This is a genomic window from Syntrophotalea carbinolica DSM 2380 (assembly GCF_000012885.1).
In the GTDB taxonomy this organism is placed as follows: Bacteria; Desulfobacterota; Desulfuromonadia; order Desulfuromonadales; family Syntrophotaleaceae; genus Syntrophotalea; species Syntrophotalea carbinolica.
The window spans coordinates 1091686-1117217 of record NC_007498.2; the positions used below are offsets into that span (position 1 = coordinate 1091686).

The 25532-nt window shown below is 55.8% G+C and carries 21 protein-coding genes and 1 pseudogene; 11 read left to right on the forward strand and 11 right to left on the reverse strand.

The window, feature by feature from the left end; translation table 11 throughout:
• Window positions 1-143: 143 nt before the first annotated feature.
• The 3 genes from PCAR_RS17710 to PCAR_RS05460 form a co-directional block, all read right to left on the reverse strand.
• Window positions 144-3296: an EAL domain-containing protein gene (locus tag PCAR_RS17710; protein ID WP_052643324.1), complete on the reverse strand. Its 3153-nt coding sequence runs from the start codon at window positions 3294-3296 to the stop codon at window positions 144-146.
• A gap of 241 nt (window positions 3297-3537) precedes the next feature.
• Complete coding sequence (locus PCAR_RS05455; RefSeq protein WP_011340648.1) at window positions 3538-4188, reverse strand: energy-coupling factor ABC transporter ATP-binding protein; 651 nt, start codon at window positions 4186-4188, stop codon at window positions 3538-3540.
• A 3-nt stretch (window positions 4189-4191) separates the two neighbouring features.
• The gene (locus PCAR_RS05460) at window positions 4192-4878 is read right to left on the reverse strand and encodes an ABC transporter permease (protein ID WP_011340649.1); all 687 of its coding nucleotides are present in this window, start codon (window positions 4876-4878) and stop codon (window positions 4192-4194) included.
• 314 nt (window positions 4879-5192) lie between these two features.
• Between PCAR_RS05460 and PCAR_RS05465 the strand changes: the two genes are divergently transcribed.
• Window positions 5193-5978, forward strand: coding sequence for an ADP-ribosylglycohydrolase family protein (locus PCAR_RS05465; protein WP_011340650.1), 786 nt, complete (start codon window positions 5193-5195; stop codon window positions 5976-5978).
• A gap of 131 nt (window positions 5979-6109) precedes the next feature.
• On the opposite strand, the gene PCAR_RS05470 is transcribed toward PCAR_RS05465, so the two are convergent.
• The 6 genes from PCAR_RS05470 to PCAR_RS05495 all read right to left on the reverse strand — a co-directional run bounded on the left by PCAR_RS05470 (window position 6110) and on the right by PCAR_RS05495 (window position 9936).
• Window positions 6110-6322 carry a hypothetical protein gene (locus PCAR_RS05470; protein ID WP_011340651.1) on the reverse strand — a complete coding sequence of 71 codons (213 nt, stop codon included), beginning with the start codon at window positions 6320-6322 and terminating at the stop codon, window positions 6110-6112.
• A 149-nt stretch (window positions 6323-6471) separates the two neighbouring features.
• Window positions 6472-6666 carry a hypothetical protein gene (locus PCAR_RS05475; protein ID WP_011340652.1) on the reverse strand — a complete coding sequence of 65 codons (195 nt, stop codon included), beginning with the start codon at window positions 6664-6666 and terminating at the stop codon, window positions 6472-6474.
• A gap of 90 nt (window positions 6667-6756) precedes the next feature.
• Window positions 6757-7563, reverse strand: coding sequence for a uridylate kinase (locus tag PCAR_RS05480; protein WP_011340653.1), 807 nt, complete (start codon window positions 7561-7563; stop codon window positions 6757-6759).
• 152 nt (window positions 7564-7715) lie between these two features.
• Window positions 7716-8309, reverse strand: coding sequence for a DUF4125 family protein (locus PCAR_RS05485; protein ID WP_011340654.1), 594 nt, complete (start codon window positions 8307-8309; stop codon window positions 7716-7718).
• 20 nt (window positions 8310-8329) lie between these two features.
• Complete coding sequence (locus PCAR_RS05490; RefSeq protein ID WP_011340655.1) at window positions 8330-9256, reverse strand: DUF4037 domain-containing protein; 927 nt, start codon at window positions 9254-9256, stop codon at window positions 8330-8332.
• 11 nt (window positions 9257-9267) lie between these two features.
• Window positions 9268-9936: a tetratricopeptide repeat protein gene (locus PCAR_RS05495; RefSeq protein ID WP_011340656.1), complete on the reverse strand. Its 669-nt coding sequence runs from the start codon at window positions 9934-9936 to the stop codon at window positions 9268-9270.
• 365 nt (window positions 9937-10301) lie between these two features.
• Here PCAR_RS05495 and PCAR_RS05500 point away from each other — a divergent pair, with 365 nt between their 5' ends.
• From PCAR_RS05500 to PCAR_RS05510, 3 genes and pseudogenes are all read left to right on the forward strand, one after another.
• On the forward strand, window positions 10302-11207 hold the full coding sequence (locus tag PCAR_RS05500; RefSeq protein WP_011340657.1) for a GGDEF domain-containing protein: 906 nt from the start codon (window positions 10302-10304) through the stop codon (window positions 11205-11207).
• 795 nt (window positions 11208-12002) lie between these two features.
• Window positions 12003-14372 (forward strand): annotated as a pseudogene (cutC, locus tag PCAR_RS05505) (choline trimethylamine-lyase); the annotation flags it as partial.
• Window positions 14373-14647: 275 nt separating this feature from the next.
• Entirely contained in the window at window positions 14648-16039 is a 1392-nt protein-coding gene (locus tag PCAR_RS05510; RefSeq protein ID WP_011340660.1) for an alginate export family protein, read from the forward strand.
• Window positions 16040-16232: 193 nt separating this feature from the next.
• Here PCAR_RS05510 and PCAR_RS05515 read toward each other — a convergent pair whose 3' ends face one another.
• Both PCAR_RS05515 and PCAR_RS05520 read right to left on the reverse strand, forming a co-directional pair.
• A complete protein-coding gene (locus PCAR_RS05515; RefSeq protein WP_041531268.1) occupies window positions 16233-17330 on the reverse strand; it encodes a phosphotransferase in 1098 nt (365 codons plus the stop codon).
• Window positions 17331-17422: 92 nt separating this feature from the next.
• On the reverse strand, window positions 17423-18250 hold the full coding sequence (locus PCAR_RS05520) for a DeoR/GlpR family DNA-binding transcription regulator (RefSeq protein WP_011340662.1): 828 nt from the start codon (window positions 18248-18250) through the stop codon (window positions 17423-17425).
• A gap of 888 nt (window positions 18251-19138) precedes the next feature.
• On the opposite strand from PCAR_RS05520, the gene PCAR_RS05525 reads away from it, so the two are divergent.
• The 7 genes from PCAR_RS05525 (at window position 19139) to atpA (ending at window position 25496) form a co-directional block, all read left to right on the forward strand.
• Entirely contained in the window at window positions 19139-20170 is a 1032-nt protein-coding gene (locus tag PCAR_RS05525; protein ID WP_011340664.1) for a DMT family transporter, read from the forward strand.
• Window position 20171: 1 nt separating this feature from the next.
• Window positions 20172-20456: a hypothetical protein gene (locus PCAR_RS05530; RefSeq protein ID WP_011340665.1), complete on the forward strand. Its 285-nt coding sequence runs from the start codon at window positions 20172-20174 to the stop codon at window positions 20454-20456.
• 290 nt (window positions 20457-20746) lie between these two features.
• On the forward strand, window positions 20747-21703 hold the full coding sequence (gene cutD / locus PCAR_RS05535) for a choline TMA-lyase-activating enzyme (protein ID WP_011340666.1): 957 nt from the start codon (window positions 20747-20749) through the stop codon (window positions 21701-21703).
• Between the two features lie 664 nt (window positions 21704-22367).
• Entirely contained in the window at window positions 22368-22793 is a 426-nt protein-coding gene (locus tag PCAR_RS05540) for an ATP synthase F0 subunit B' (protein ID WP_011340668.1), read from the forward strand.
• Complete coding sequence (locus PCAR_RS05545; RefSeq protein WP_011340669.1) at window positions 22790-23365, forward strand: ATP synthase F0 subunit B; 576 nt, start codon at window positions 22790-22792, stop codon at window positions 23363-23365. The genes PCAR_RS05540 and PCAR_RS05545 overlap by 4 nt, the downstream gene beginning before the upstream one ends.
• Before the next feature lie 2 nt (window positions 23366-23367).
• On the forward strand, window positions 23368-23907 hold the full coding sequence (gene atpH, locus PCAR_RS05550; RefSeq protein ID WP_011340670.1) for an ATP synthase F1 subunit delta: 540 nt from the start codon (window positions 23368-23370) through the stop codon (window positions 23905-23907).
• A gap of 80 nt (window positions 23908-23987) precedes the next feature.
• Window positions 23988-25496, forward strand: coding sequence for a F0F1 ATP synthase subunit alpha (gene atpA / locus PCAR_RS05555; RefSeq protein WP_011340671.1), 1509 nt, complete (start codon window positions 23988-23990; stop codon window positions 25494-25496).
• Window positions 25497-25532: the final 36 nt, after the last annotated feature.

Genomic DNA, 25532 nt, shown 5'->3' on the forward strand with positions numbered 1-25532 from the left:
GGGTTGGCATGATGAGCGTCATAAGTATTCATTATCACAGAAAACTTATTCAGGCAAAGGGTGACTGTCGGCACAGGGAAGAAAATCCTCGCGTCGATACGACGCCGCCGATGAAAGGACAACTCCGGTCTGTCCGTTCAGAACTATTCCTGCAGTGCCAACTTGAAGCAGGTTTCCGAATGGATGAAAGATGGTACTTCTTGGGCGGGCATCGGTTTGGCGAAGTAGTACCCCTGCATGGCATGACAGCCGTGCAACAGCAAGAACGCAAGTTGCTGATGGTTTTCGACGCCCTCGGCAATAAGTTTCATCCCAAGGCTTTTGGCCATGGCGATGGTCGCTTTGATAATGGCCTTGTCGCCGTCGTCCGTATCGATATCGCGGACGAATTCCTGCGCGATTTTAATGCGGTCTATGGGGAGTTTTTTCAGATAGCTCAACGAGGAATAGCCGGTACCGAAATCATCGATGGAAAACTGAACGCCGAGCTTCTTCAGTTCGGTAAGGGCCTCGATGGCGGCTTCCATGTTTTCCAGAAAGACGCTTTCGGTAATTTCCAGTTCCAGCAGATGGGGGCTCAGGCCGGTTTCCCGCAGTATTTTTTTGATGTTTTTGGCCAGGTCGGGCTGGTGGAACTGTTTGGCGGAGAGGTTGACCGCAACGCACAGCGGCGACGCTTCGGTCTTTTGCCAGATGGCTCCCTGACGGCAGGCCTGCTGCAGGACCCACTCGCCCAGGGGATAGATGAGTCCGGTCTCCTCCGCCAGGGGAATAAAGCGAGCCGGTGAAATTGTGCCTTCCTCGGGGCTTTGCCATCGCAGCAGGGCTTCCATGCCGGTGATTCTGACTTTTCCCAGATCGATTTGCGGCTGGTAGACGAGCTGCATTTCTCCTTCCTTCAGGGCACTTCGAAGGTTGATTTCCATGCGGTGACGTCGTTCCGCCTGTTCCGCCAGTTGCAGGGAGAAAAAGTGGTAACCGTTGCGACCGTTTTTCTTGGCCTCGTACATGGCGGTATCCGCGCGCTTGAGGAGGGTTTCGGGATCCTGACCGTCCTGCGGGTAAAGGGCGATACCGATGCTGGCGGTGGTATTGATATCGCATTCGCTCGTCGCGAAAGGTCTTTCGGTTAACAACGCCATAAATTTTTCCGTTGCGCTGGTGGTGTTCTGTATGTCGTCCAGGTCGGTCAGCAACAGCACGAATTCATCTCCGCCCCATCGGGCCAGAGTGTCGCAGGTGCGGCATTCGGTACGCAATCTTTCGGCTACGGATCGAATCAACAGGTCCCCTGTCGCATGGCCAAGGGTGTCGTTGATGTGCTTGAAGTTGTCCAGGTCCAGCAGCAGCACCGCGACGAATTTATTGAGTCGCCGGGCCTGTCCGAGAGCCAGTTCCATATGATCCTTAAGCAAGGTTCGGTTGGGAAGCCCTGTCAGACTGTCGAAGTACGCCAGTTTCTTGATCTGCAGTTCGGTTTTTCTTTTATCGGTAATGTCGATGGCCGATGCCAGGATGGATAAGGGCCCTCCATTCTGGTCTTTAACCACCTGCGCCTGCAGTTCCACATCGAAACCGTTGCCGTTTTTTTGTTTTCCCCTCCCTTCGCCACGCCAGACTCCCCGGGCTTTGAGAATCTCCATAATTATCCGGGTTCTTTGCGGATCTTCCTGAAACTCCACGATGTTTTTGCCAAGTACCTCCTCCTCGCCAGCATAGCCCCATAGGTCAAGGGCCGCCTGATTGGCATAGGTCAGCCGGCCCTGTAAATCGGCCATGAGCATAGGCGTCAGCGAAGCGTCGATGGACCATTTGGCCTGGTGAAATTGCTGCTGGGTTTTTTTGATTTCGGTCACATCCCGGGAGATGGTCAAAACTGCCGAGGGCTGGCCCTGGCTGTCTGTGGAGGCGACATTGGCTGTCACCAGGAAACAGCGTTCTTCGTCGTTGATGTCGAAAAACAGGTTCTCGCTGCTATGGGCATGTCCGTCGCTGAAGGCTTTGATCGCATGACACATCGGATCGCAAGGGGTCGGACTGCGGTGCAAAGCCGCGTAACATTTCTGTCCGACAAGGTTCTTTCCGAATAGTTGCTTTGCGATATCATTGGCCCAGAGGATGTTCAGATCCCTGTCTACCATGTGGATAGGATCGGCAATACTCTCCAGCATGGCTTTAAGGGTGCCCTCGCTCTGGCGCAATGCCTGAAGCGTTTTTTTATAACGCATGATCATCAGGGTAAGGGTGCAGCTGAGGCACAGAAAAACGCCGGCGATGAGCAGGGCGATAGTGACCTGCCGTTTGTGAGCCGAAAGTTCGGAAGACATATCGTTGAGGATAATGCTGTCCTGGGGCAGTTGGTGCCGATCGATGCCGAAATGTTGCAGAGCCCTGTCGTCGAACATGTAGAGATTGGGGCTTTGAGTGATGGGAAAGATATGGCGCGGTTCCTGTCCGTCCAGAATGCGCAGGGCCAGACGTGCCGCCTCCTGCCCCTGCCGTTTGCCGCTGACCACATGACCTCCGACAACTCCCCCGTTGACCAGAAAATCCCAGGGCGCATAAACGGGGTATTTGCTGTTTCGGGTGATCAGGCGGTTGCTTTGCGCTGTGGTAAGAATGCATCCGCCGGCATCGCGAAAAAACAACAAATTCAATACGATGCTGTGAGGAGGCAGGTTTGCCAGGGCTTTTTCCAGATCCGGGGCGTTAAGGCCGTCGAGCATCAGGAAATCCACCCTGTCTCGAAAATAGGGCATGATCCTGCGGAACCTGGCCAGATTGGCCTGGCCGGAGGGGGTGATGTCCGTTATGACGGCGACTGTGCGGGTCTGCGGATGCAGGCGCAGCGCGATGGCCAGGGTTCCTTCCAGGTCGACATTTTCCGCCACTCCGGTGATGTCCTGGTGGTCGGCGATGCGTGCAGTGTCAAAATCGTTGATACCGCAGAAAACCACCGGCACGCCGGGAAACAACTCCTGCCGGTAAGCCATGAGAAAATCGAGGGCATTATCATCCGAACACAAAATAATGTCGAAAATTTTTCCGGCGTATTTTTTGGAAAGGAATTGTTTCAGGCGCTCGAAAATCTGTTCGGGCGGATGGCGTTTGGTGTCCAGGTTTTCCACAAAAAGTTCCGCTTCGGGAACCTCTTTTTTGAGGATTTCCTCCATCCCCGCCTTGATGCTGTCGGTCCAGGCATAACCGCGGTGGTAGGAATGCAGTATCAGGATGTTGCTTGCGGCGCAAGGGATCGCAAGCAAGCATAAGGCCGCCAGGGCGAAGGCAACCCTCATGGGAAAATGTCGGAAGTGAAATTTTATGTCTATGATCATTGTTTTATGTTAGTTCACATATTCTAACATGCAACAATGTTTTCTATTTAAACCGTTCATCGAATCGATGGCGGTGCCGGCGAACCGGTATTGTACGGCAATGCAGTTAGCCGCAGGGGGGTCGAGATTGGGGACATCCCCGGTCGCTGCCCGGGATCTACCCGACTCTTTTGCAGAGGAACGGCACGGCGACACCTGCGCTTCAGAGCAAACGACCGTCTTCCATGCGGATGATGGTGCTGCGCAGCCTTTCCGGTTGATCCGGGGAGTGGGTGGCCTGGATGATGGTCATGCCCTGGTCGACCAGGGTCGGCAGCAGTTGATCAAAGGCATCGATGCTGGCCCGGTCCATGTTGGAGGTCGGTTCGTCCAGTAGCAGCAGGCGGGGGCGCAGTACCAGTGCGCGGGCGATGGCTACACGCTGTTGTTCGCCGCCGGACAGCTCCCGGGCGTTACGCCGGCCGAAGCCGTCAAGGCCGACGATTTCAAGCGCTTCATGAACCAACTGGTGTTGTTCCTTAGCGTGTATGCCGCGCAGTTTCAGACCGTAGGCGATGTTGTGGCGCACCGAACGGCTGAACAGGTAGGGGGACTGGTGCACCAGGGTGATATTCAGGCGCATCTGCTGAAGATCGTGTTTTTTCCAGACAACCTTCTGGCCCTCGAATATCATCTGGCCGCAGGTCGGTTTGAGCAGCAGGGCGATGATCTGCAGCAGGGTGCTTTTGCCGCAACCGTTGGATCCGACCAGGGAATAGATCTTCTGTGGTTCGAACTCGAGTTCTTCGAGCTGTAAAGCCACATGGTTGTTGTAACGCATTTCGATGGAGTTTAACGATAAAAAGGGCGTCACGGCTTACCTCTGTTGCAAGAAGTTCAAAAACATGTTGATCAGCAACGCAACCGACAGCAGGAAGATGCCGAGGGCCAGGCCGAAGGCGAACTCCCCTTTGCTGGTTTCCAGGGCGATGGCGGTGGTCATGGTGCGGGTGACACCGCGGATGTTGCCGCCGAGCATCATGGCGACGCCGACTTCGGCGATAATCCGTCCGAAACCGGCAATGATGGCGGCGACGACCCCGAAACGGATCTCCTGCAGCAGGACCATGGTGCCGCGGGTGGTGCTGGCGCCAAGGGTCAGGGCGGTCGGCATGATGCGGCTGTCCGAGGCGCTCAGGGCGCCGAGGGTATAGTTGGCGATGATCGGTGTGGCCAGGATGATCTGGCCGATGATCATGGCGGTAGGCGTGAACAGCAGGCCGAATCGCCCCAATGGCCCCATGCGGCTCAAAAATGCGTACACCACCAGGCCGACCACCACCGTGGGCAGGGCCATGAGGGTGTTGAGCAATGTGATCACGATGCGGCGTCCCGGAAAGCGCCCCAGGCCGATGGCAACTCCCGCCGGCACGCCGGCAATGGTGGCGAAGACGATGGCGATGGTCGAAACGTACAGGGAGGTCCAGACCGTGATGTAGACTTCCGGGTTGAATGAAAAGATCAACGCCAGTGCGGTTTTAAGGGAATCGAACAAAAAGTCCACAGCATACTCCGTGTGACATGGGATTTGCGGCGGTCAGAGAGAAGCTTCCGGGCAAACCATGTCCGCTCTGTGATTTTATCAAAACGATACCGATGCTCCGGTTGATGTAACAACCCGGAGGGTTGCAGAGTATATAACGATTTTAGGATGGTTGAAAAGGGCCATAATATCCTCTTGCGGTATACGTGCTGAAAAGCTCCTTCCGGGACATTTCGGTGAGCGGTTAAATCCGTTTTCAAACACGGGTTCGGCAGGTAAACTCTAACAATGGTGATAATGTTTGACAAAGGGATATCTTCATCGGAGGTGCAGGCATGTTGGGAGCTCTGGCAGGCGACATGATCGGCTCGCGGTTTGAGTGGCACAATATCAAGACCAAGGCGTTTGAGCTGTTTACCAACGGGGCGCGGTTTACCGACGATACGGTGCTGACGGTGGCGCAGGCCGATGCTTTGCTGACGGGTGAATCTTTTCGTACGAAACTCAAAGAATACTACCGACTCTACCCCCATGCCGGTTACGGCGGGCGTTTCCATCAGTGGGCCGGCAGTGATTGTCAAGAACCGTACTATTCCTTCGGGAACGGTTCCGGCATGCGTGTCAGCCCGGTCGGCTGGTATTTCAACGATCTGTCCACGGTTCTCAGCGAGGCGCATCGCAGCGCCGCCGTGACGCACAACCACCCCGAAGGCATCAAGGGGGCCCAGGCGGTGGCATCCGCCATCTTTTTGGCCCGCAGCGGGGAGAATAAGGCCGCTATCCGGGAGTTTGTCGCTACCCGTTTTGGGTACGATTTTTCCTGGAGTCTTGACGATATCCGGCCCTGGTATCGTTTCGATGTAACCTGCCAGGGTTCGGTGCCCCAGGCTCTTCAGGCTTTTTTTGAATCCGATGGTTTCGAAGATGCCGTCCGCAATGCCGTGTCCATCGGTGGCGATAGCGATACCATCGCCTGCATGGCCGGGGCTGTGGCCGAAGCCTTCTATGGGGAGGTGCCGGATGAGATCGCCCGGGAGGTGTTCAAGCGTCTTGATGAAAAACTGGCAGGGGTGACGCGGCGCTTTCTCGAGGTTGTCGGGCGCAGTCACACATGTTCTTAGTCACAAGACCATTACCCGTAGCGGTTGCCCGGGAAATTATAAATAAAACCATTCTCGCGACCGCGCCCTTCGGACGCTCAAGTCACAAAGCCGCTAAAAAAAAGCGGGTTTGCTTTTAGGTATGTCCTTCGTCAGACTTCGACTTCTTCTTCATGCTTCGGGCCGCGTGGCAGCATCACCAGTTCGGCACCGGCGGCTTCGGCGATAAATTTCAGTTCGCTCATGCGCAGGTGGTGTCCCTGGATTTTCATGTCCACGCCCAGCAGACCGATGAGTTGGTAACGCGGCGTTTTGGAGCCGTCTACATACTTTTCTCTTTCTCTGTAAAAAATTTTGCCTGCCATGGTGTATCCTCCTTTCCGGGCGGCGAATCCGCCCTTGAAAAATGGGTATATAAGAACGATACATCCTGTCGGAAATAACGCAAGCTCGACTTAAAAAAGGTCGCCACGGCTGTGGCGACCTCATATTGAAAGCATTGAATGCGGTAGTGTTAATGTTTCGGTCCACGTTTCAGGGCGACCAACTCTGCGCCAAGCTCTTCGGCCAGCTGCTTCAGTTCGCTCATGCGCATGTGCTTGCTGTAGACCTTAAGGTTGACATCCGACACGGCACCGACGATGTAACGCGGAGTTTTGGAGCCGTCTACCATTTTTTTACGTTCGCGGTAAAAAATTTTACCTCCCATGGTGTCCTCCTTTCGGTGTACCGCTCTTGGATAGCGGTAGATACATTCACACTTATATTATATCACCATGCGCAGGCAGTGATGCAACTCTCAGGCGCGAATCAGGGTCCCGACCGCTTCGCCGCGCAACGCTTTGGCGATATTGCCGCGCTTATGGCCGTTGATGATGCGAACCTGTTTGAGGCTGGAGGCGTCTTTAAGCAGATACAGCAGCTTGCGTTCCAGCACCATGTCTTCCATATCCATGGCCAGCAGCTCGTCTACCGTGGTCTCGGGGATCAGTGTGGCGTCGGGATTGACGAAAGGGTTTTCCGTAAACATGCCATCGACGTTCTTGACCAGAATGCAGCTGGCGGCCCCCAGTACTTCCGCCATCAAAAAGGCGCCTGTATCTGTACGGTGAGGAGGGATCAGGCCGGTGCCTGGCGGGTGTTCAAACAGCCCGTAGGGGGGCGTACCGTGGGTGACGGGTAAAAACCCGAGTTTGAGCATCATGGGCAGATCGAGCAGGTCTTCACCTTTGATACGGGTGCCGCCCCAGGGGGAAAGGAGCAGGGCCATCATCTCCGCGTTCTGTTCGCTGATTTTGCCGGCCAGTTCGGCCAGTACCCCGGTGGGCATGCCCAGGTCGATACCGATGTCGAGGATGTGCCGTACCCGCACCCCGCCGCCGGTGACGATCAGCAGCTTGTGATCTTTGGACGCTTCGCCGATTTCCTTCACCAGGGGGATGACCACCTCGCGCCCGTAATCCATGGTGCCGTGGCCCCCGATCTTGATCACATGCAGGTCGGGAATCAGGCGCATCGGTTTGATGTGCGCATGGGATCTCATCAGTCCCTTGCGTACCAGGGATTCGCCCTTGAGTTTGTTTTCCAGTTCGTGACGGTCTCCCATAGTCGGCCTCCCGATTCGTCAGAGTGCTGTTTTTCAAACTTCGCTCTTTTCAGCTTATCAGATGCAGGGCAGGGCGCTACCGTGCACAAAAAAAGGAGACATCCGTTTGCGGGTGCCTCCGACTATGCGAGATTTTCTCCTGCGGGAGTGGGTCAATCTTTTTGCGAGGCTATTTTGTCCCGCAGGGTTTGTTCCAGTGTTTCCAGGGAGTCGAATCCCCATTGCTTGGCGAGGTGACGATAGGTTGCCTCCGACAGACTGGAGCCGGATTCCTGCAGGGCCAACATGTCGCCATGCAGCAGATCCAGGGTTTTATCCGAATAGGTTTCGAGTTCGCTGCGCAGGTAGGTTTCAAAAGAGGTCTGGCCCGGGGCATCCTGTTCTTTGGCAGGTGGTCGCCCGCCCTGCATCAGGTAGGGATGTCGGGTAATGAAGGCCTTTTGTCCCTCCAGCGCCAGGGGCACGATAGCGTCGATAGCGGGACTGAAGTTTTCACGGGGCAACAGGTTGTCCATGCGGGCATACTTGATGGCCAGCAGGTTGCGATCCGCGGCTTTGGCACGTTGCAGGTCGATGAGGTAGCTTTCGAGTGTCGGTGCCGACCATGCGGCGAACTGGGCCTGCCGGTGCAGCCTGAAGCTCTCGGGATCTTCCTGGCAGCGGTAACGATGCGCGGTCGGAACGGAGAGGAACATGGCCAGTTCCAGCTCAAGGATCTGCTCGATGATGATGTTTCGGGTTTCCATGGCATCCCTTTCCTTCTATCTCAGTTGAATACCGAGAAGTGGTTTCTAAGCTCGGAGTCGCGGATTCCGGCCTGGACTATGGGTCCGTGATCGAGCAGAAAATCGCTGCCCGAGTCGCTTAGCCCCTGGCGCTGCAATTCTTCGATGACCATCCCGCACAGCGCTTCGATGATGGCGACCTTTGCGTCCCTGTCCGGAGTATCCAGAAGACGGATGATCTGTTCGTGGACGACCTGCCCAAGAACCGGCAACGCCCTGGTGGCGCGGTGCAACCATTTGTAAAAAGGCGCATAGCGGCGGTTAATGTGGAAAATCATCATCATCAGATCCTGGCAGAACTGCATCTCCGCGTAGCGGCTGGCGAAAGGTTCATCGCGTTTCAGGCTGCGCCCCAGGTTGTACTGACCGGTCTGGGCCATGGTCATGCAGCGTGAGGCGATTTTTTTACGGCGTATATCTTCCGGATAATAGTCGAGCAGATGCTGGCGCCATGCGGTGAAATCTCCGGCCGGATCATGAAATACGCTGCCGTTGGTGCAGACGCTGAGATTCTGTTCGGGCACCCGCAGCCATTCTTGCACTGTCCTCGGCGTATGCTTGAGCCCCGTATAACGTACGTAGAAACCGGCGATGCTCATGGGGCCCATGCGACCTTCCTCGCCGGGGCTGACCCGGCGTGGTCCATATCCTGCGAAACTTTCCGGCAGCTTCCGGTAGGCAGCGTGCAGTTCGGCTCCGTATTTTTCCAGGTCTTCCCGGGGCAGCCACAGGCAAAAGCCCGGTCCCCAGTCATGGTCGCGGGACAGACTGTCGTCAAAACCGTAACATTCCGACCCCGGTCCCACCAGGCCCGCTGCCACGCGGTTCGCGATGTTCTTGAAGGAATCCCGGATCATCGGCAAACCGTGGGTGAAAAAATACTCTTTGGCCAGTGGCAATCCCTGCATCCCCGAATCCTTTATCTGCTTTGCAGAAGTTCGATGTTTTTGGCGGTCTGGCGGGTTTTTTCCGTATGCCCGATGTGCTCGTAAATTGTTCTGGCTTTGTCGAAGTTGCTCAGCGCCGAGGTTGTTTCTCCGTCCATGGCCTGGATATAAGCGATATTGGCATGCTGGTCGGCCACCCTTTCACGATTGCCGGACTGTTCGAATCGCTGCAATGCCTGGTGGTAAAAGTCCAGCGCTGGCGTTGATTCGCCTCTGTCCCTGCAGACCGATCCCATGTTGCCCAACTGTTCGGCCGCCCGGTCCGGCAATGCACAGGCTTCGAACAGCCGCATGGCCTCCCTGAACACCGTCATGGCTTCGTCGTGGCGTTTCATGCGGGTCAGGAGCAAGCCGATATTGTTCTTGGTGGATGCCAGTCCCGTATTGTCGCCCATGGCACAACGCAGGGTTTCGACCTGTCGGTACGCGGCCAGCGCCTGGTCCTGCTGTCCGGTGGCACGGAAAATATCCGCTATGTTCATGCGCATACCGGCTTCGGCGGCGGTATCCCCCTTTTCGCCGTATAGACCGGCCGCTTCGGCAAAAGCCTCCAGGGCGGCAGCGTAAGAACCGGTTTTCAGGTGCTCCAGTCCGTTTTGGGCCAAAGACTTTGCCTTGTCTGCTGTCGTATCGCTGGTCATGGACTCTCCTGTCGGACGGTGTGTCGAATAGGGGACGCCCGAGATGGTTCGGGCGGTGTGATGGCAAGGGATCGAGGATCTTTCCCTATCATGCCGTAAACACCATGCGAGCTCAATATAAAACGAACATCGCAGGGAATAAGTCGAACATGATTTATCACAACTTGGGAAAATGGCGTCTTAACGGTAGGGTCGGGGACTGGGGCTTCAGATATCGGCATGGGCTGGAATGGGTTGCCTTGCGCAAGTCTTCTATAATAAATTGAGACTTGAAACCGACGGGCTGCCTTGTTGCCGTGGGCAATTCCGTAGGCTTGCCTGTTTCGAATGCGTCGAATTCGCCATCAACTATGCGGGGATAATCTATGGATCTGTTTTTGTCGGACTATGCAGAGATTTTCGAAAATCTTTTTGAGGGGCTCTATGTCGTCGATAGGAATCGTGTGATCAGGCGCTGGAATCGCGCCGCTGAACAGTTGACGGGGTTTACCGCCGAGGAGATGATCGGCAGGCGGTGTGAGGATAATCTGCTGAATCATGTCGACGGTCATGGGCGGCAATTGTGCATATCGAACTGTCCCCTGGTCGAGGCGATGAATGAGGGACAGGCGCTTGAAAATGAGGTGTTTCTTCATCATAAAGATGGCCACCGTATGCCCGTCAGAGTGCGTATCAATCCGCTGCGCGACCGGTGCGGCGAGGTGGTGGGGGCCACAGAGCTGTTTGTGGACATGAGTGAGATGTCCGGGATTATGCAACAGGTGGAAGACCTGAAGCGGCAGACCCTGACGGATAGGTTGACGGGGTTGCCGAATCGAGCCTGCCTCGAGGGAGAACTGCAGCGAAGCCTCGACGAATACAAACGATACGGCTGGCCGGTCGGCCTGTTTTTCATGGACATCGATCATTTCAAGGCGGTTAACGACACCTATGGGCATGAGCGCGGCGATGATATCCTGCGCCTGGTGGCTACGACTCTGGCCCACAATTGCCGGGCCTCCGATATTGTCGGGCGCTGGGGCGGCGAGGAGTTTGTCGGTCTGGTCCGTAATGCCACTACGGCATCCCTGTTGCAGGTGGCAGAGCGCAGCAGAATGCTGGTGGAGCAGTCCTTCATCATGGTCGATGGACGCCCTCTCAATGTTACCCTTTCCGTGGGAGCGGCGTTGGTACGAGAGGGGGAATCCGCAGCCGGTCTCGTGCGACGCGCCGATCATCTGATGTTCGAAAGTAAGCATAAAGGCCGTAATTGTGTCAGCGCCGATGTTTGACGCGTCCCGGTCCGTAACGCAGCCGCTGTTTTGATCTCCCGTCCGGTAAGGGCAGGGCGGTCGCTGCATAAAAACGGTTTGTGTTCATTTTTTCCGATGTTTGTTTGATTTTGTTTTTATCTTCCCCCCGTTGTTTATTCCTTTCGTCCTTTCAAGTTCCGTGCGGTTGATCTTAGCCATGTTTGTTTTCCCTGTCTGAGGGCAAAAAACAAGCCCCTTCCTTCTCTTTTATCTCGCCCGACTCCGTATGTCTCCGTACTGGTGGTGTTTTGTCGTGGAGAAAAGCTCCTGGCCAGGTCGCGTTCCCTGAGATGTGAATGTAGTAAAAAAATGGTTTTCAGGGAGATTTGTGAGGTTTTGTAAGGAAAACGCGAACGAACAAGAAGCAATGGTGTGCTGATTCGTTGCTCTTTTATAAACCTTCTGGTGTATCGGATTTTGGGTAAATACCTTTGTAAACAATGTGTTGGAGTTTGTTTCAGGGATTCTTGGGGGTGAAGGGTTGATGCCGTGGTGTGTTTTGTTGTGTAAGAAATTTTACTCTTGACAACAAAAACGAACATAAACTACATTGATGTCGAACAGAATGGTTCATCGGGAGCGTGACAGAGCTCATGGTCGGACACCGGTTGCTGCAAAACTGAACAGTCGCCGTCGTTTGGCCCTGTCGACCCTGATGATCGAAAGTTTTAAGCCACGCTTGTTAACCTTTTACACCCAAGATAACGGAGGTTGATCATGGCAGGATCTTGTTGTGGTGGAATAGCTGAAGGTGCCACCCGTAAGAAGTTTGAGCTTCCCGAGCGTATTCAACGCCTCAAGGATGCCTATCTGCAAGTCAAGCCGAGCATTGCTATCGGTCGTGCTCTGGCTTTTACTGAAGTGACCCGCCAGAATCCCGGTATGCCGGAAATTCTGCGCCGGGCCCTGGCTTTTAAAAAAGCGTGTGAAGATGCGCCCTTGCTGATCCAGACCGACGAGTTGATCGTCGGACATCCTTGCGGTAAGCCGCGCGCCGGGGCTTTTTCCCCGGATATCGCCTGGAAATGGGTGCGCGACGAACTGGATACCATCGGTACGCGTTCCCAGGATCCCTTCGTGTTTAGCGAGGAAGACAAAAAAATCATGCGCGAAGAGATCTTCCCTTTCTGGGAAGGGCGGTCTCTGGATGAGATCTGTGAGACCCAGTACCGCGAAGCGGGCCTTTGGGAGTTTGCCGCCGAAGCGTTTGTCAGCGATCTTTCCTACCATCAGGTCAACGGCGGCGGCGATACCTGCCCCGGTTTCGACGTGATCCTGTTTACCAAAGGTGTCAGCGGCATCAAGGCCGAGGCTGAAGCCCATCTGGCCAAGCTGTCCATGGACGTGCCCGACGATATCGACCGGATTTACTTCTATAAAGCGGCTATCCAGACCTGTGAAGGCATTGTGACCTACGCAAATCGCGTATCCGCCTATGCGAAGGAACTGGCCGAAAAAGAGCAGGATCCCAAGCGCAAGGCCGAGCTGGAAAAAATCGCGGAAGTCAATGCCCGCGTACCGGCCAACCCGCCCAGCTCCTTTCAGGAAGCCTTGCAGTCGATCTGGACCATCGAGTCGCTGTTCGTGATCGAGGAAAACCAGACCGGTCTGTCCCTGGGGCGTCTCGACCAGTATGTTTATCCCTGCTACGAAGCCGACATCAAAGCCGGCGTTATCGACGAAGATCAGGCCTTTGAGCTGATGAGCTGTTTCATCATCAAATGCGCCGAAATGATGTGGCTCACCAGCGAGTTGGCCGCCAAATACTTTGCCGGTTACCAGCCTTTCATCAATCTGTGTGTCGGCGGGCAGAAACGCGAAGGTGGCGATGCCACCAACGACCTGACCTACCTGGTCATGGATGTTGTTCGCAAACTCGGCGTCTATCAGCCTTCACTGGCCTGCCGCATTCACAACCAGTCGCCGCAGAAGTATCTGCAGAAAATCGTCGAAGTCGTTAAAGCCGGTCTCGGCTTTCCCGCATGTCACTTCGACGATGCCCATATCAAGATGATGCTTCGTAAGGGCTACGATTTCGAAGATGCCCGCGATTACTGCCTTATGGGCTGCGTCGAACCTCAAAAGTCGGGCCGCATTTATCAGTGGACCTCCACCGGTTACACCCAGTGGCCGGTCGCCATCGAGTTCGTGCTCAACCGCGGCGTAATGAAGTGGCACGGAACCAAGCAGGGTATCGACACCGGCGATCTTGATCAGTTTGCGACCTATGAGCAGTTCGATGCCGCGGTCAAAGAGCAGATCGAATACATCTGCAAGCTGTCCGCAGTCGGCACCGTTATCAGTCAGCGCGTGCATCGCGATGTGGCGCCCAAGCCGATGATGTCCCTGTTTGTCGAAGGCTGTATGGAGACAGGCAAAGACGTTTCCGCCGGCGGTGCTGTGCTCAACCACGGTCCGGGGCTGATCTTCTCCGGTCTGGCCACCTATGCCGATTCCATGGCTTCTATCAAGAAGCTCGTCTACGACGACAAGAAATACACTTTGGCCGATTTCCAGAAAGCGCTTGACGCCAACTGGGAAGGTTACGAGCAGATGCGCCAGGATTGCCTGGACGCACCCAAGTACGGCAACGACGACGACTACGCGGATAAGATTGCCGCCGATCTGGTCGAGTTTACCGAAAAGGCCTGCCGGCAGTTCAAGATGCTCTACTCCACCATGAGCCACGGCACCCTGTCGATCTCCAACAACACCCCCATCGGTGAGATCACTGGCGCAACCGCGGATGGCCGCCTGGCTTTTACGCCGCTGTCCGACGGTATCAGCCCGGTACAGGGCGCCGACAAAATGGGGCCGACGGCGATCATCAAGTCGGTCAGCAAGATGAACTCAGAGTCGATGAACATCGGCATGGTGCACAACTTCAAGTTGATGGAAGGTATTCTGGAGACGCCTGAAGGCGAAGCCGGTCTGATTACCCTGCTGCGTACCGCTTCGATTCTCGGCAACGGTCAGATGCAGTTCAGCTACGTCGATAACGAGGTGCTCAAGCAGGCTCAGCAGAGCCCCGAAGAATACCGCGACCTCATGATTCGTGTGGCCGGTTACAGCGCCTTCTTTGTCGAGTTGTGCAAAGAAGTGCAGGATGAAATCATCAGCCGTACCACGCTGTCCGGTTTCTAAAAAACTGTCAGGGCGGATTGGTAAACCGGTCCGCCCTGACAGTCATGCAGTTTGTGTTTGCAGGGTTGTGTCGGACGGTAGGGTTTCGACCTTTGAAAATTTGCATATTTTATGAAATGCGCCTGGTTGGTAATTCAGTATCCGAAATGTGAACAGGCTTGTCATCCGATGCCGTAAGGAGTGTCGGATTTATGATGAAAACAGCCTAGGAGTTGTCGGTTCTGTGTGCTCGCCGACAATGAACGCAGGACATTACTCGATGGAGGAGCAAGGCAATGAAGAAGGTTAGATTGGGGAAAAAGTTGTTGCTTGGTTTGCTGGCAGCCTGCCTGGCTTTAGGTGCGGCGCCGGTTCAGGCGGAAATTTACGGTATCGATTATAAGGGGTTGCATGCCGGTGTCGGTTTGACCGCCGCCATGGGTACTTTCCATACCAGTAACTCCAATTTCGGCGCCGGCGGCGTGGTGAACGGCGACAAGGACAACAGTTGGTTCGAAGCGTATATTATGCCGAGTTTGAACCTGTCTTACGATTCCGGCAAGTTCGGTACTCTGTACGGAGAGTTCGCCTACGTCGGCAGTCAGACCTTTGGCGGTATCGATCCCATCGGCTTTTCCCAGACGTTCGGCGGTAGCGAAAATCCCGGTGATTGGGAATCCGAACTGTTTTATGTCGGCTGGAAATCCGGATCCCTGATTCCGGGGCTGCCTGAAAATGTCATCGACATCTCCTTTGGCGAACAGACCTTCTCTATTGGCGACGGGTTTCTGGTTGCCGATGCGGAGTTCGACGGAGCCAAGGGGTGTTACTGGATCGCTCCCCACAAATCGTTCCGTGAAACCGCTATCCTCAAAGTCAATACTGAACCCGTACGGGCCGACTTCTTTTACCTCAAGGCCGACAAGGATTACGCCGATACCGAAATGTACGGCGTGAATGTGGAATATATCAAGGAAGGCTTCGGTACTCTCGGTGCTTCCTGGATGACCGTGACCGACGCCAACGAATTCTATGAGGATGGCGTGACCGAAAACTTCTACGCCAACCGCGACGGCATGGATATCTGGAGCGTGCGTTTCCAGGGCAATCCGTTGACGGCGTGGGGTCTGGAAGAACTCTTCCTGGCCGGTGAATACGCCGATGAGTCCGGCGGCGACCGGGCCGATGTGGATGCCTACGGCTACTATCTGGAAGCCGGCTGGACCTTCAGCAATCTGCCCTGGACACCGACTCTGAGCTATCGTTACGCCTTCTTTTCCGGCGACGAAACCGATACCGACGATTACGAAGCCTTCGATCCCATGTTCTACGGTTTCCTGCGCGGCTGGGGCACCCATTTCATGGGTGAGGTGGTTGGCGAATACCACCTGTTCAACAGCAACCAGCAGATCCAGATGGTGCACCTGAACCTGGTCCCGACCGACAAGCTGTCCGTCGGTGCGATCTACTACAACTTCAAGCTCGACCAGAACAACATCTTCGGCACGCCTGTCACCAGCGATGAGTATGCCGATGAAATCAACCTTTACGCCGACTATGCTCTCAATGACAATGTGTGGATCAGCGGCGTGTTCGGTTGCGCTTTCCCCGGCGAAGCCGCCGAGCAGTACTGGGGCGATGATCAGGCCATGATGATTGTGGAAGCCTACGTGTCCTTTTACTTCTAAACACAGTTGACGAGCTGCCCTGCGGGGCAGCCGCAAACTTCCTCCCAAGGCTCCCGGTCAGACCGCAAGGTTTGCCGGGGGCTTTTTTTTTACGGTGATAGAGATGGTGTTCGGTGCAAAGCGCGATGCCGGGACTGTCGGCGGGGGAGGAGGGCGTAGACCAGGGGGTGGAGCGGGTGGCCTTGTTGGGCTGTCAGCAGGGGAAAAGGGCTTTTTGCAGTACGCGTTCGACTTTGCTGCGATTTTTTTCGAGCCAGCGCATCAGGCGCACGTGGTGTTTGAGGTAGTAGAGGTATTCCTTGTCGGGGCAATTTTCCCTTTCCAGGTAGTACGTTTCGTCGGTCGCCCATTTGATGAGGCTGAGGTTGGCGGCGGTCACCATGGGGAAGAAAAAATCGCACTCTTCGGTGGTCAAGGGGCCGGGATTATCCGAGCGGCAGGCGCCTTTTTGATATGCCCGGAGAAACAGAGGGGTTTTACGCAGCCACAGGCTGCCATCCGTATTGGCTTCCCAGCAGCTGCAGAAGTAAATGACGGCCAGGGCTACATCGAACAATCGCAGGTCGAGGCAGGCTCGGTCGAAATCGAACACGCCGATAACCCGGTTGAGATTGTATTTCTGGTTGCCGGGGTGGAAGTCGCCGTGAATTCCGATGATCGGCAGATCTGTGGCTTGTGTCAGTTGGTCATGGGTTCTCTGGCTGATGGCCAGGATGTCCGGAAGGTTTTTGAGGAAGTATTGGTCGAAGCAGCTTTTTTGGGCCCGTTCGGCGCATCGATCGAGGTTGGCCGGCAGGGCGGACAGGCGTTTGAGGATAGGCTGGTGGAGCGATTCCAGCGGACCCGGATCGAAATCGGCGGCGCAGTTGTGCAGATCGGCCAGCATTCGGCCGGAGTAGGTGTATTCCTCGTCGCTGAGACGATTGGATGTCCAGGAGTATTTGTCTTCGCCGCCGATGAATTCGAATACCGAGTAAAGGAGATCTTCCGAGGTGCCGGCGTTCGGGACAGGCCGGCGAGCAAAATTGGCGCCTTCTCGCGTACGTACGAGGGCGGCGACCATGTGCCCTCCGTTTGCAACGATATGTTCGATCAGCGAGTGCTCGAAGCAGATATGTTCGACGGGGGTTCCCTGACGATAAATACGCAATAGGTATTTATGGAAACGGTTGCCGGTCTGGGTCGTGAGTTTGAAGCTGAAGTTGGTGTAGCCGCCATACAGTTGCGCAATTTCTTTGAACTTGCCGATGTCGTAGCAGTCCTCGATGACTCTGACCGCCTGTTTGATCATGAGCCTGCAGAATAACTGACTCGGGAAGGTACTCGGAGACGATGCCGGAGCATCGCTCTTTTTCCTTTGTATCAAAGGTCCCCCGCCCGGCATTAATCAGCCACCAGGACCCGGATGCCGAGAGCTTTAAGGTCGTGCAGGTATTCCTCGGGCAGTTTGTGGTCGACGATCAACAGATCGACCTTTTCTATGGGGGCCACCACGAGATCCGCAACCCGGCCGAAGGAACTGTGGGTGGCCAACACGATGACCTGTCCCCTGGTTTGCTGGATCATGGCGCGTTCAAGAGCGGCTTCGGTGAATGAGGGCGTGGTGATGCCGTCACGAAAACTGATGCCGTCGGGGATCAGGAAAGCTTTTTTGGGATGAATTTCCTGCAGGGTTTCCATGGTCAGAGACCCTTCCATGGAGTGGGTCTCCGGCCGGTATTCGCCTCCCAGAAGAATCAACTCCGCCCGTTTGCCCTTGATTTCCTGAATGGCTCCGACGTTGTTGGTGTAGACGCGCACCGGCATATCGGGATCGAGGTGCCGCAGCACATACAGGGCGGTGGTGCCGGAATGGAGGAACAGGGTGTCGTGAGGTTCGATCAGCGACGCGGCCTTGCGGCCGATCTGGTCCTTGATGTCGGGCAGCTCTTTGAGGCGGGTTTCGTAGGGCTCTTCGTGGGTCATGCGTTCCTGACGATAGACTGCACCGCCGTATGTGCGCTCAAGCAGGCCCTGCCGTTCGAGAGTTTCCAGGTCGCGCCGAATGGTCATCTCCGACACGCCCATCATTTCGCTCAGTTCGGCTACCCGGATAGTTAACCGTTCCTGAAGCAGGTCACGGATACGCATGTGCCGTTCTGCGGGCAGTAACTGGTCGCTATTGTTGTGCTGTCCGTTGGATTTGGCTGTCTTTCCGTTGTCCTCAACCATCGTTGGTATGTTCGATCCTTTCTGTTTTTGTTCTTTTATAACACCGCTGGCAGGTTCAGGCAATGGAAGTTTTCCGTATGAAACAGAATTCAACAATATTGATGGGGGGCGTTTGTGGAAAGTGTTTGATCCTCGGTCATTGAGGGAAGGCTGTGGGTGGTGCGGTTTGCGCAGGAGGGGCGGATTGCGGGATGATGAAGGAAAAGATATGCCGTGTGAGGTTGTGTGTTTGAGTGTGATGATGTTGGTGCTTTGATGGTAAGCCGCTCCTGTCCCCCTGTGGGGTGTTCCAGCCTATCCCGGATGTCTCGAAAACATTTAGAAAAAGGTTTTAAATAGCGTGCATCCGCGATTTGGAAGGACGTTTCGCGGTGGTGCCCGGGGTAACGTCAGGCATTGGGGAGTGGTGTTGCATGATGCTTGATGTGAGTCCCAAAATAACACTTGACAACATAATCGAACATAACCTACAGTTTGATTGTTCATATGAACATTCGAGTAACTTGAGGGCGACGGCTCTTTGGTTAGCGGTGTGAAGTGTTCGGTGCTCCATTTGATACCCACGTGGTCCGAACGCCCATCGCTGGACCGGTTTGAAATGGTTCTCATCCGAAGGCAATGGGAGTGTGTGAAGACTTGCGGGTGGGCGCGTCATGGATTTTGGATTAATGAATGCCATGGGGCCTGCATGCGATGGCTTGTTGTTTGACGTCGGCTATCGTTGAGGGCTTCGGGAGGAGACAGGCCTCCAGAGCGGATGGTGCCGACCGATGGCTGGGCGGTATTTTGAAATCCGCAAGTTCGTACAAATGATTGAATTGCCCTTTTCCGGTGGCAGTTTTCACGCAAAGGGTAGGACAAAACAACCATTTTATTGGAGACGGCATTATGGCTAACGGGGTGCAAACAGCAAGTATGGCCGGAACACGTGTTTCGGCACGGCAGGTTTTCGAACAAAAGGAGCTGGGGTTTGTCAAGCGCGGACTGGCGACGGCGCTCGGCTCCGGCATGTTGTGGGGGCTCGACGGTGTCATTCTGGGCATCGCTCTGGCGATGGCTCCCTTTACCGCTGGTGCGACGATGTATGCGGCACCGCTGGCCGGTTCGGCCCTGCACGACGGTTTCGCCGGTCTATGGCTGGCCCTTTACAACCTTTTCACCGGTCGCTGGAAAGATATCGGCCGATCTCTGAAAACCTTTCCCGGTTTTATCGTCTGTGTAGGCGCTCTACTTGGCGGCCCTATCGGTATGGGAGCCTATCTGCTCGGTATTAACTTTGCCGGTGCGGCCTACGCTATGGGCATCTCGGCCGGGTATCCGGTGGTGGGCGCTATCATGGCCCGCCTGATTCTCAAGGAAAAGATCAGTCCGCGTGTCTGGTTCGGGATTATTACCTGTGTAACCGGCGCGGTTATTCTCGGCTACGTTCCGCCCGAGGGCGGCACCATGCCGCACTTCTATCTTGGTATCGGTTGCTCTTTACTGGCAGCGTTTGGTTGGGGTACTGAAGGTGTTTTGGCTACCTTCGGGATGGACATGGTCGATCCGGCTGTCGCCATTAATATCCGCGAGGCTACTTCCTGTCTTGTTTCCTTGCTGGCAGTTCTTCCGTTTGTCGCTGGAGTTGCTGTTTTCGGTCAGGCGCTGATTACGCCTAATGTTGTGTGGATTATCGCCCTCGCAGGGTTGGCTGGTGGTTTCTCCTACCTGCTCTGGTACAAGGCTTTCAGCATGTGCGGATGCAGCCGCTGCATGGCTCTGAATATTACCTATGCCATCTGGGGTCTGGTGTTCTCTTACTTCCTGACGGATGTCGCGATTACCACCAACCTGGTGATTGGTGCTGTTGTCATCACCATTGGCGCCATCATGGTTGTTGGCAATCCTAAAGAAATGATCAACCTGCGGGCGGAGGCTTAACATGGCAACTGTACTTCCTATGCGTTTTCGGCTTCTTCATTATTTCTCAACGGTAAAAGAAGCCTCGACCAGGCAATTGATGGATGGACTGCGTTCCGAGTACGGAACCGAAGGGCAGTTCAACGAAAGTGTCATCAATGAGCATCTTATGTCCATGCGGGCCGGAGGGCTGATTGAAACCAACGATATTGAACTGGATGCCGCCGGTAATCTGGTGGTGAATTATTCCATAACCGAGTTCGGGCAGGGCCGTCTCAAGTATCTTCCCGAATCCTGGAAAGCATGAAATGCCGAATCGTTGTCGCCCCGCAATCCGGGGCGACAACGATTCAAGTGACAAGTGACAAGTGACAAGTGACAAGTGACAAGTGACAAGTGACAAGTGACAAGTGACAAGTGACAAGTGACAAGTGACAAGTGACAAGTGACAAGTGACAAGTGACAAGTGACAAGTGACAAGTGACAAGTGACAAGTGACAAGTGACAAGTGACAAGTGACAAGTGACAAGTGACAAATCACCAATCACCAATCACCAATCACCAATCACTAAACTTTACCCACCAAGAGGAACCGCCATGAGTGAGCAAGTACAAGCCAAGGGTGTCGTTTTCGATATTCAAAAATACTCCATGCACGATGGTCCCGGTGTTCGCACTCTGGTGTTTCTCAAAGGCTGTCCGTTGCGCTGCCAGTGGTGTTCCAATCCCGAGAGCATATCTCCTGAGTTTCAGGTTATGTGTCTGGCAGATCAGTGTGTTTCCTGCGGCAAGTGCCTTGCCGTCTGTCCGAACGGGGTCCATGCCATGGAGTCCGTGGCCAACGGTTCGTCGCAACACCGGGTCGAGCGGAGTGTCACCTGCATCGGTTGCGGCGCCTGTGCCAAGGTCTGTCCGGCTAAGGCCTTGCGAATTGCCGGTAAAGAGATGACGGTGGACGACGTGGTCAAGGTGGTCATGGAGGATCAGTTCTTTTATATGACTTCCGGCGGCGGTGTCACTATCGGTGGCGGAGAGCCGACATTTCAGCACGACTTCGCTGCCGCCATATTGAAGCAATGCCGGCTCAACGGGGTGCATACGGCCATGGAAACCTGCGGTCAGGCTTCATGGGAGACTTATGAGCTTCTTGCGGAGCATGTCGATTTGTTTCTCTTCGATCTGAAGCATGCTGATTCCGATCTGCATAAAAAGTTTACAGGTGTCGGCAATGAGCGTATACTCCAAAATCTGAAAGGGTTAATCGAGCTTGGGGCCAGCGTTCTGGTGCGTATCCCCTTGATCTGCGGGGTGAACGACGCCCCCGAAACCCTGTCAGCCGCCATGACCTGGCTGAAGTCGACCGCGAAAAATGCGGCCAATCTCAAAGGGGTCGAAGTGTTGCCCTACCATCGCCTGGGTGCCAGCAAGTATCGCCAGCTCGACATGGATTATCCCTTGACGGACATGGCGAGCCATACGGATGCGCAACTGGCGCAGATCCAAGACTTGCTGTCCGGATTTGATTTGCCCGCGCGTATCGTCAAACATGCCTGACTGGCATGTCTCTTGCTCTTTCTCAGGGCACGTTTGTCTTAGAAAAGGATGTCCCTCGCGGCTCGTGTGTCGCTGATCGCACCTTTCCACGTTGTTCTCTGGTTCACCGCTGCTCCTTTGCCGTTGAATCTCAGACCTGCTCGACAAAATTCAGGAACCTTGAAAATTCAATAAGTTCAGAGAGGGCCAACGGTTTGTGAATATGCCGTTTGAAGCCCTTGTCTGTAGATGTGTGCCGACTTCTTCCCGGGATACCTGTATCTTACGGCGTTCGATCGGGGAGGTGTTGTGCATAAAATCGGAAGTAACAAACGGGGTGGATCGTCGCTGGAATGTTTGTGTCTTTTTTCAGCACGGTTGCCTTTTTTTTGGGCATTTTTGCGAATTTTATGGTCTGCCGAAATAAAACTGCCCGGGCAGATTGCTGTTAAACCACCCCTTTGATTTTAGCTGACGCTATGTAGAATAAGGTGCTTTATGATTTTGACGTTTTTTTGATTTTTTCTTTACTATTCGAAGACATCTAAATCTGTAAGATGCCTGCATCTTAATTTGTTTTTGGGAGTTGCAGGTATGTAAAGGTTTTATTCGTTATTTCGATGCGTTTCGGGATGCGGAATGTTCCGGTTTCGAACTCGTTCGATCATTTGTATGAGGTAGTACGTTGGACAAGATCGATTGGACGCTCCTGGTACAGGCGGGCAATTTTGTGCTGCTGATCGTCATCCTGCAGAAGTTGCTGTATCGGCCGCTGCAGGCCATTCTGGATCAACGCCAAACCCGCCAGGACAACGCAGAGCAGCGCAGCCAAGAGTTGGAGGCGCAGATCGCGCAGCAGCAACAAGCCTTTGATGAGCAGCTTTCGCAGGCGCGGCAGCAGGCCCAGCAGGCCCGCAGCGCCGCGCTGGAGCAGGCCCAGAAGCAAGAGGCGCAACTGCTCGGGCAGGCCCATGATCAGGCCGCGCAGACGCTGGCCCAGGTGCGGCGCGATGTCGCCGCCCAGGTCGAGGCCGAGGCCGGCCGGTTGCAGACCCTGGCCGTGCAGCTCGGCGACGAAGTGGCCGCGCGTCTGTTGGGGAGGCCGTTATGAGCCGACATTCACGCCGTATGCGGATCCTGTGCCTGTGCGCCACCACCCTGCTGATGGCGGGCAGCGCCCTGGCCAGCGAGGCCGGCGGGCACGCCGACGGCCAGCTCAAGGATTTTCTTTACCGGCTGCTCGATTTCGGCATCACCTTCGGGGCCCTGTACTTTTTGCTGCGCGGTCCCTTGAAACGGGCTCTTTCCGCCCGTCGGCAGCGGGTCGCCGAGGCCCTCGAACAGGCCCGCCAGATGCAGGCCAGCGCCGAGCGGCGTTTTGCAGCCTGCCGGCAGCAGCTGGCCGACGCCGACGCCCAGATCGCCCAGTTGACGGCCGATCTGAAAGCCGAAAGTGCTCTGCAATGCCAGCGCATCGAAGAACAGGCGCGCAAGATGGCCGACGACATCCGCAGCGAAGCGACGCGCAGCGCCGCGCGGGAAATCGAAGCGGCCCGCAAGCAACTGCATCAGGAAGCCGTACGGCTGGCCATGGAGTTGGCCGAACAACGCCTTAAACAGCAGATCGCGCCGCAGGACCAGGCGCGGCTGGTCGACGAATATCTCCGCAAGACAGGGGAGTGAATGTGAAAAGTACAGCGATATCAAGAAGATACGCCAAAGCTCTGGTCAATCTGGCGGCCCCCGACGGGCAGCTGGAGAGCACCTATGCGCAGCTGGAGCAGCTCCAGCAGGCGTTCGCCTGCGAGCCGCGGCTGTACAAACTGCTGGCCAGTCCGACCCTGGCCGCCGACAAAATCGCCGGCCTGCTGGAAGGCATCAGCAACTACCTGCAGCTTAGCACCACCCTGCGCAACCTGCTGGGCCTGCTGCAACAGCGCCAGCGCCTGGAATATTTCGACGCCCTGGTGGCCGACTACCGCGAACTGGCCGATGTGCAACTGGGGCTGGTGCGGGCCCGGGTGTGCAGCGCCGCGCCGCTGGATGCCGCGGTGCAGCAGGCCATCAGTGCCCAGCTGCAAAAACGCTATGGCAAACAGGCGGTGCTGGAACTGGCCGTCGAGCCGGAACTGTTGGGCGGCGTGCGCATCGAAGTCGCCGGGCAGGTGCTGGACGGCACCATCCGCTCCGGTCTGCGGCGGATGGCGGGATATCTCAACAGCTGAACACGACCAGTCGGTGACAGATTACGGATTGCCATTCAATAAAGATGTTTTCGCAAAAAGACATAGGGTGAAAAGACGTTATGGACATCAAAGCAGAAGAAATCTGCGCCATCATCGAGCAGCAGATCGAAAACTTCGACCGTGAGATCGAAATCAGCGAAATGGGCACCATCATCTCCGTCGGCGACGGCATTGCCCGCATCCACGGTTTGAACCGGGCCATGGCCGGCGAGCTGCTGGAGTTTCCCGGCGACGTCATCGGCATGGTGCTCAACCTCGAAGAAGACAACGTCGGGGCCGCCATCCTCGGCGATACCCACCACATCAAAGAAGGCGACAGCGTAAGGCGTACCGGCCGCATCGTCGAAGTGCCCGTCGGCGAAGCGCTGATCGGACGGGTGGTTAACGGCATCGGCCAGCCCATCGACGGCGGCGGCGCGCTGGAAGGCGCCGAAGCGCGGCAGGTGGAGATCAAGGCCCCCGGCATCGTCACCCGCAAATCGGTGCACCAGCCGGTACAGACCGGCCTCAAAGCCATCGACGCCCTGGTGCCCATCGGCCGCGGCCAGCGCGAACTGATCATCGGCGACCGCCAGACCGGCAAGACCGCCCTGGCCATCGACGCCATCATCAACCAGAAGGGCCAGGACATGGTCTGCATCTACGTCGCCATCGGCCAGAAACAGTCGACGGTGGCGCAGGTGGTGGACAAACTCAAACAGCACGGCGCCATGGACTACACCATTGTGGTCAGCGCCGGCGCCAGCGAACCGGCGCCGCTGCAGTTCATCGCCCCTTATGCCGGGGTCACCATGGGCGAATACTTCCGCGACAACGGCCGCCACGCCCTGATCGTGTACGACGATCTGTCCAAACACGCCGTCGCCTACCGGCAGCTGTCCCTGTTGCTGCGGCGTCCGCCCGGCCGCGAAGCCTTTCCCGGCGACGTCTTTTACCTGCACAGCCGCCTGCTGGAGCGGGCCGCCAAACTCAACGACGAGCTGGGCGGCGGCAGCCTCACCGCGCTGCCCATCATCGAGACCCAGGCCGGCGACCTGTCCTCCTATATCCCGACCAACGTCATCTCCATCACCGACGGCCAGATTTTCCTCGAGGCCGACCTGTTCTACTCCGGGGTACGGCCCGCCATCAACGTCGGCCTGTCGGTGTCCCGCGTCGGCGGCAGCGCCCAGGTCAAGGCCATGAAGCAGGTGGCCGGCACCCTGCGCCTGTCGTTGGCCCAGTACCGCGAGATGGCCGCCTTTGCCCAGTTCGGCTCGGATCTGGACGCCGCCACCCAGAAACAGCTGGCGCGCGGTGCGCGGCTGGTGGAAATCCTCAAGCAGCCCCAGTACCAGCCGCTGCCGGTGGAAAAACAGATCCTGGTCATCTACGCCGCCAACAACGGCTACGTCGACGACTATCCGCTGACCGTACTGCGGCGCTACGAAGAGGAACTGTACAGCTTCCTGGAGCATCGCCACGGCGACTTGCTCAAGGATTTGGCGGAGAAAAAAGCCATCGACACCGATCTCGAAGCACGCATCAAGGCGGTGCTGGCGGCCTTCGGCGAGCAGTTTACACCCTGAAAAGCAGTGACTGGTGATTCGTGATTGGTAACACCA

Bases quoted from the DNA above. Each gene is read 5' to 3' on its own strand.
- PCAR_RS05485 (WP_011340654.1), bottom strand. From the start codon at position 8,309: ATGGAAACCCGAAACATCATCATCGAGCAGATCCTTGAGCTGGAACTG.
- PCAR_RS05530 (WP_011340665.1), top strand. From the start codon at position 20,172: ATGGCAACTGTACTTCCTATGCGTTTTCGGCTTCTTCATTATTTCTCA.
- atpA (WP_011340671.1), top strand. From the start codon at position 23,988: ATGGACATCAAAGCAGAAGAAATCTGCGCCATCATCGAGCAGCAGATC.
- PCAR_RS05495 (WP_011340656.1), bottom strand. From the start codon at position 9,936: ATGACCAGCGATACGACAGCAGACAAGGCAAAGTCTTTGGCCCAAAAC.
- cutD (WP_011340666.1), top strand. From the start codon at position 20,747: ATGAGTGAGCAAGTACAAGCCAAGGGTGTCGTTTTCGATATTCAAAAA.
- PCAR_RS05520 (WP_011340662.1), bottom strand. From the start codon at position 18,250: ATGGTTGAGGACAACGGAAAGACAGCCAAATCCAACGGACAGCACAAC.
- PCAR_RS05515 (WP_041531268.1), bottom strand. From the start codon at position 17,330: ATGATCAAACAGGCGGTCAGAGTCATCGAGGACTGCTACGACATCGGC.
- PCAR_RS05525 (WP_011340664.1), top strand. From the start codon at position 19,139: ATGGCTAACGGGGTGCAAACAGCAAGTATGGCCGGAACACGTGTTTCG.
- PCAR_RS05475 (WP_011340652.1), bottom strand. From the start codon at position 6,666: ATGGGAGGTAAAATTTTTTACCGCGAACGTAAAAAAATGGTAGACGGC.
- PCAR_RS05545 (WP_011340669.1), top strand. From the start codon at position 22,790: ATGAGCCGACATTCACGCCGTATGCGGATCCTGTGCCTGTGCGCCACC.
- PCAR_RS05480 (WP_011340653.1), bottom strand. From the start codon at position 7,563: ATGGGAGACCGTCACGAACTGGAAAACAAACTCAAGGGCGAATCCCTG.
- PCAR_RS05490 (WP_011340655.1), bottom strand. From the start codon at position 9,256: ATGCAGGGATTGCCACTGGCCAAAGAGTATTTTTTCACCCACGGTTTG.
- PCAR_RS05465 (WP_011340650.1), top strand. From the start codon at position 5,193: ATGTTGGGAGCTCTGGCAGGCGACATGATCGGCTCGCGGTTTGAGTGG.
- PCAR_RS05510 (WP_011340660.1), top strand. From the start codon at position 14,648: ATGAAGAAGGTTAGATTGGGGAAAAAGTTGTTGCTTGGTTTGCTGGCA.
- PCAR_RS17710 (WP_052643324.1), bottom strand. From the start codon at position 3,296: ATGAGGGTTGCCTTCGCCCTGGCGGCCTTATGCTTGCTTGCGATCCCT.
- PCAR_RS05470 (WP_011340651.1), bottom strand. From the start codon at position 6,322: ATGGCAGGCAAAATTTTTTACAGAGAAAGAGAAAAGTATGTAGACGGC.
- PCAR_RS05500 (WP_011340657.1), top strand. From the start codon at position 10,302: ATGGATCTGTTTTTGTCGGACTATGCAGAGATTTTCGAAAATCTTTTT.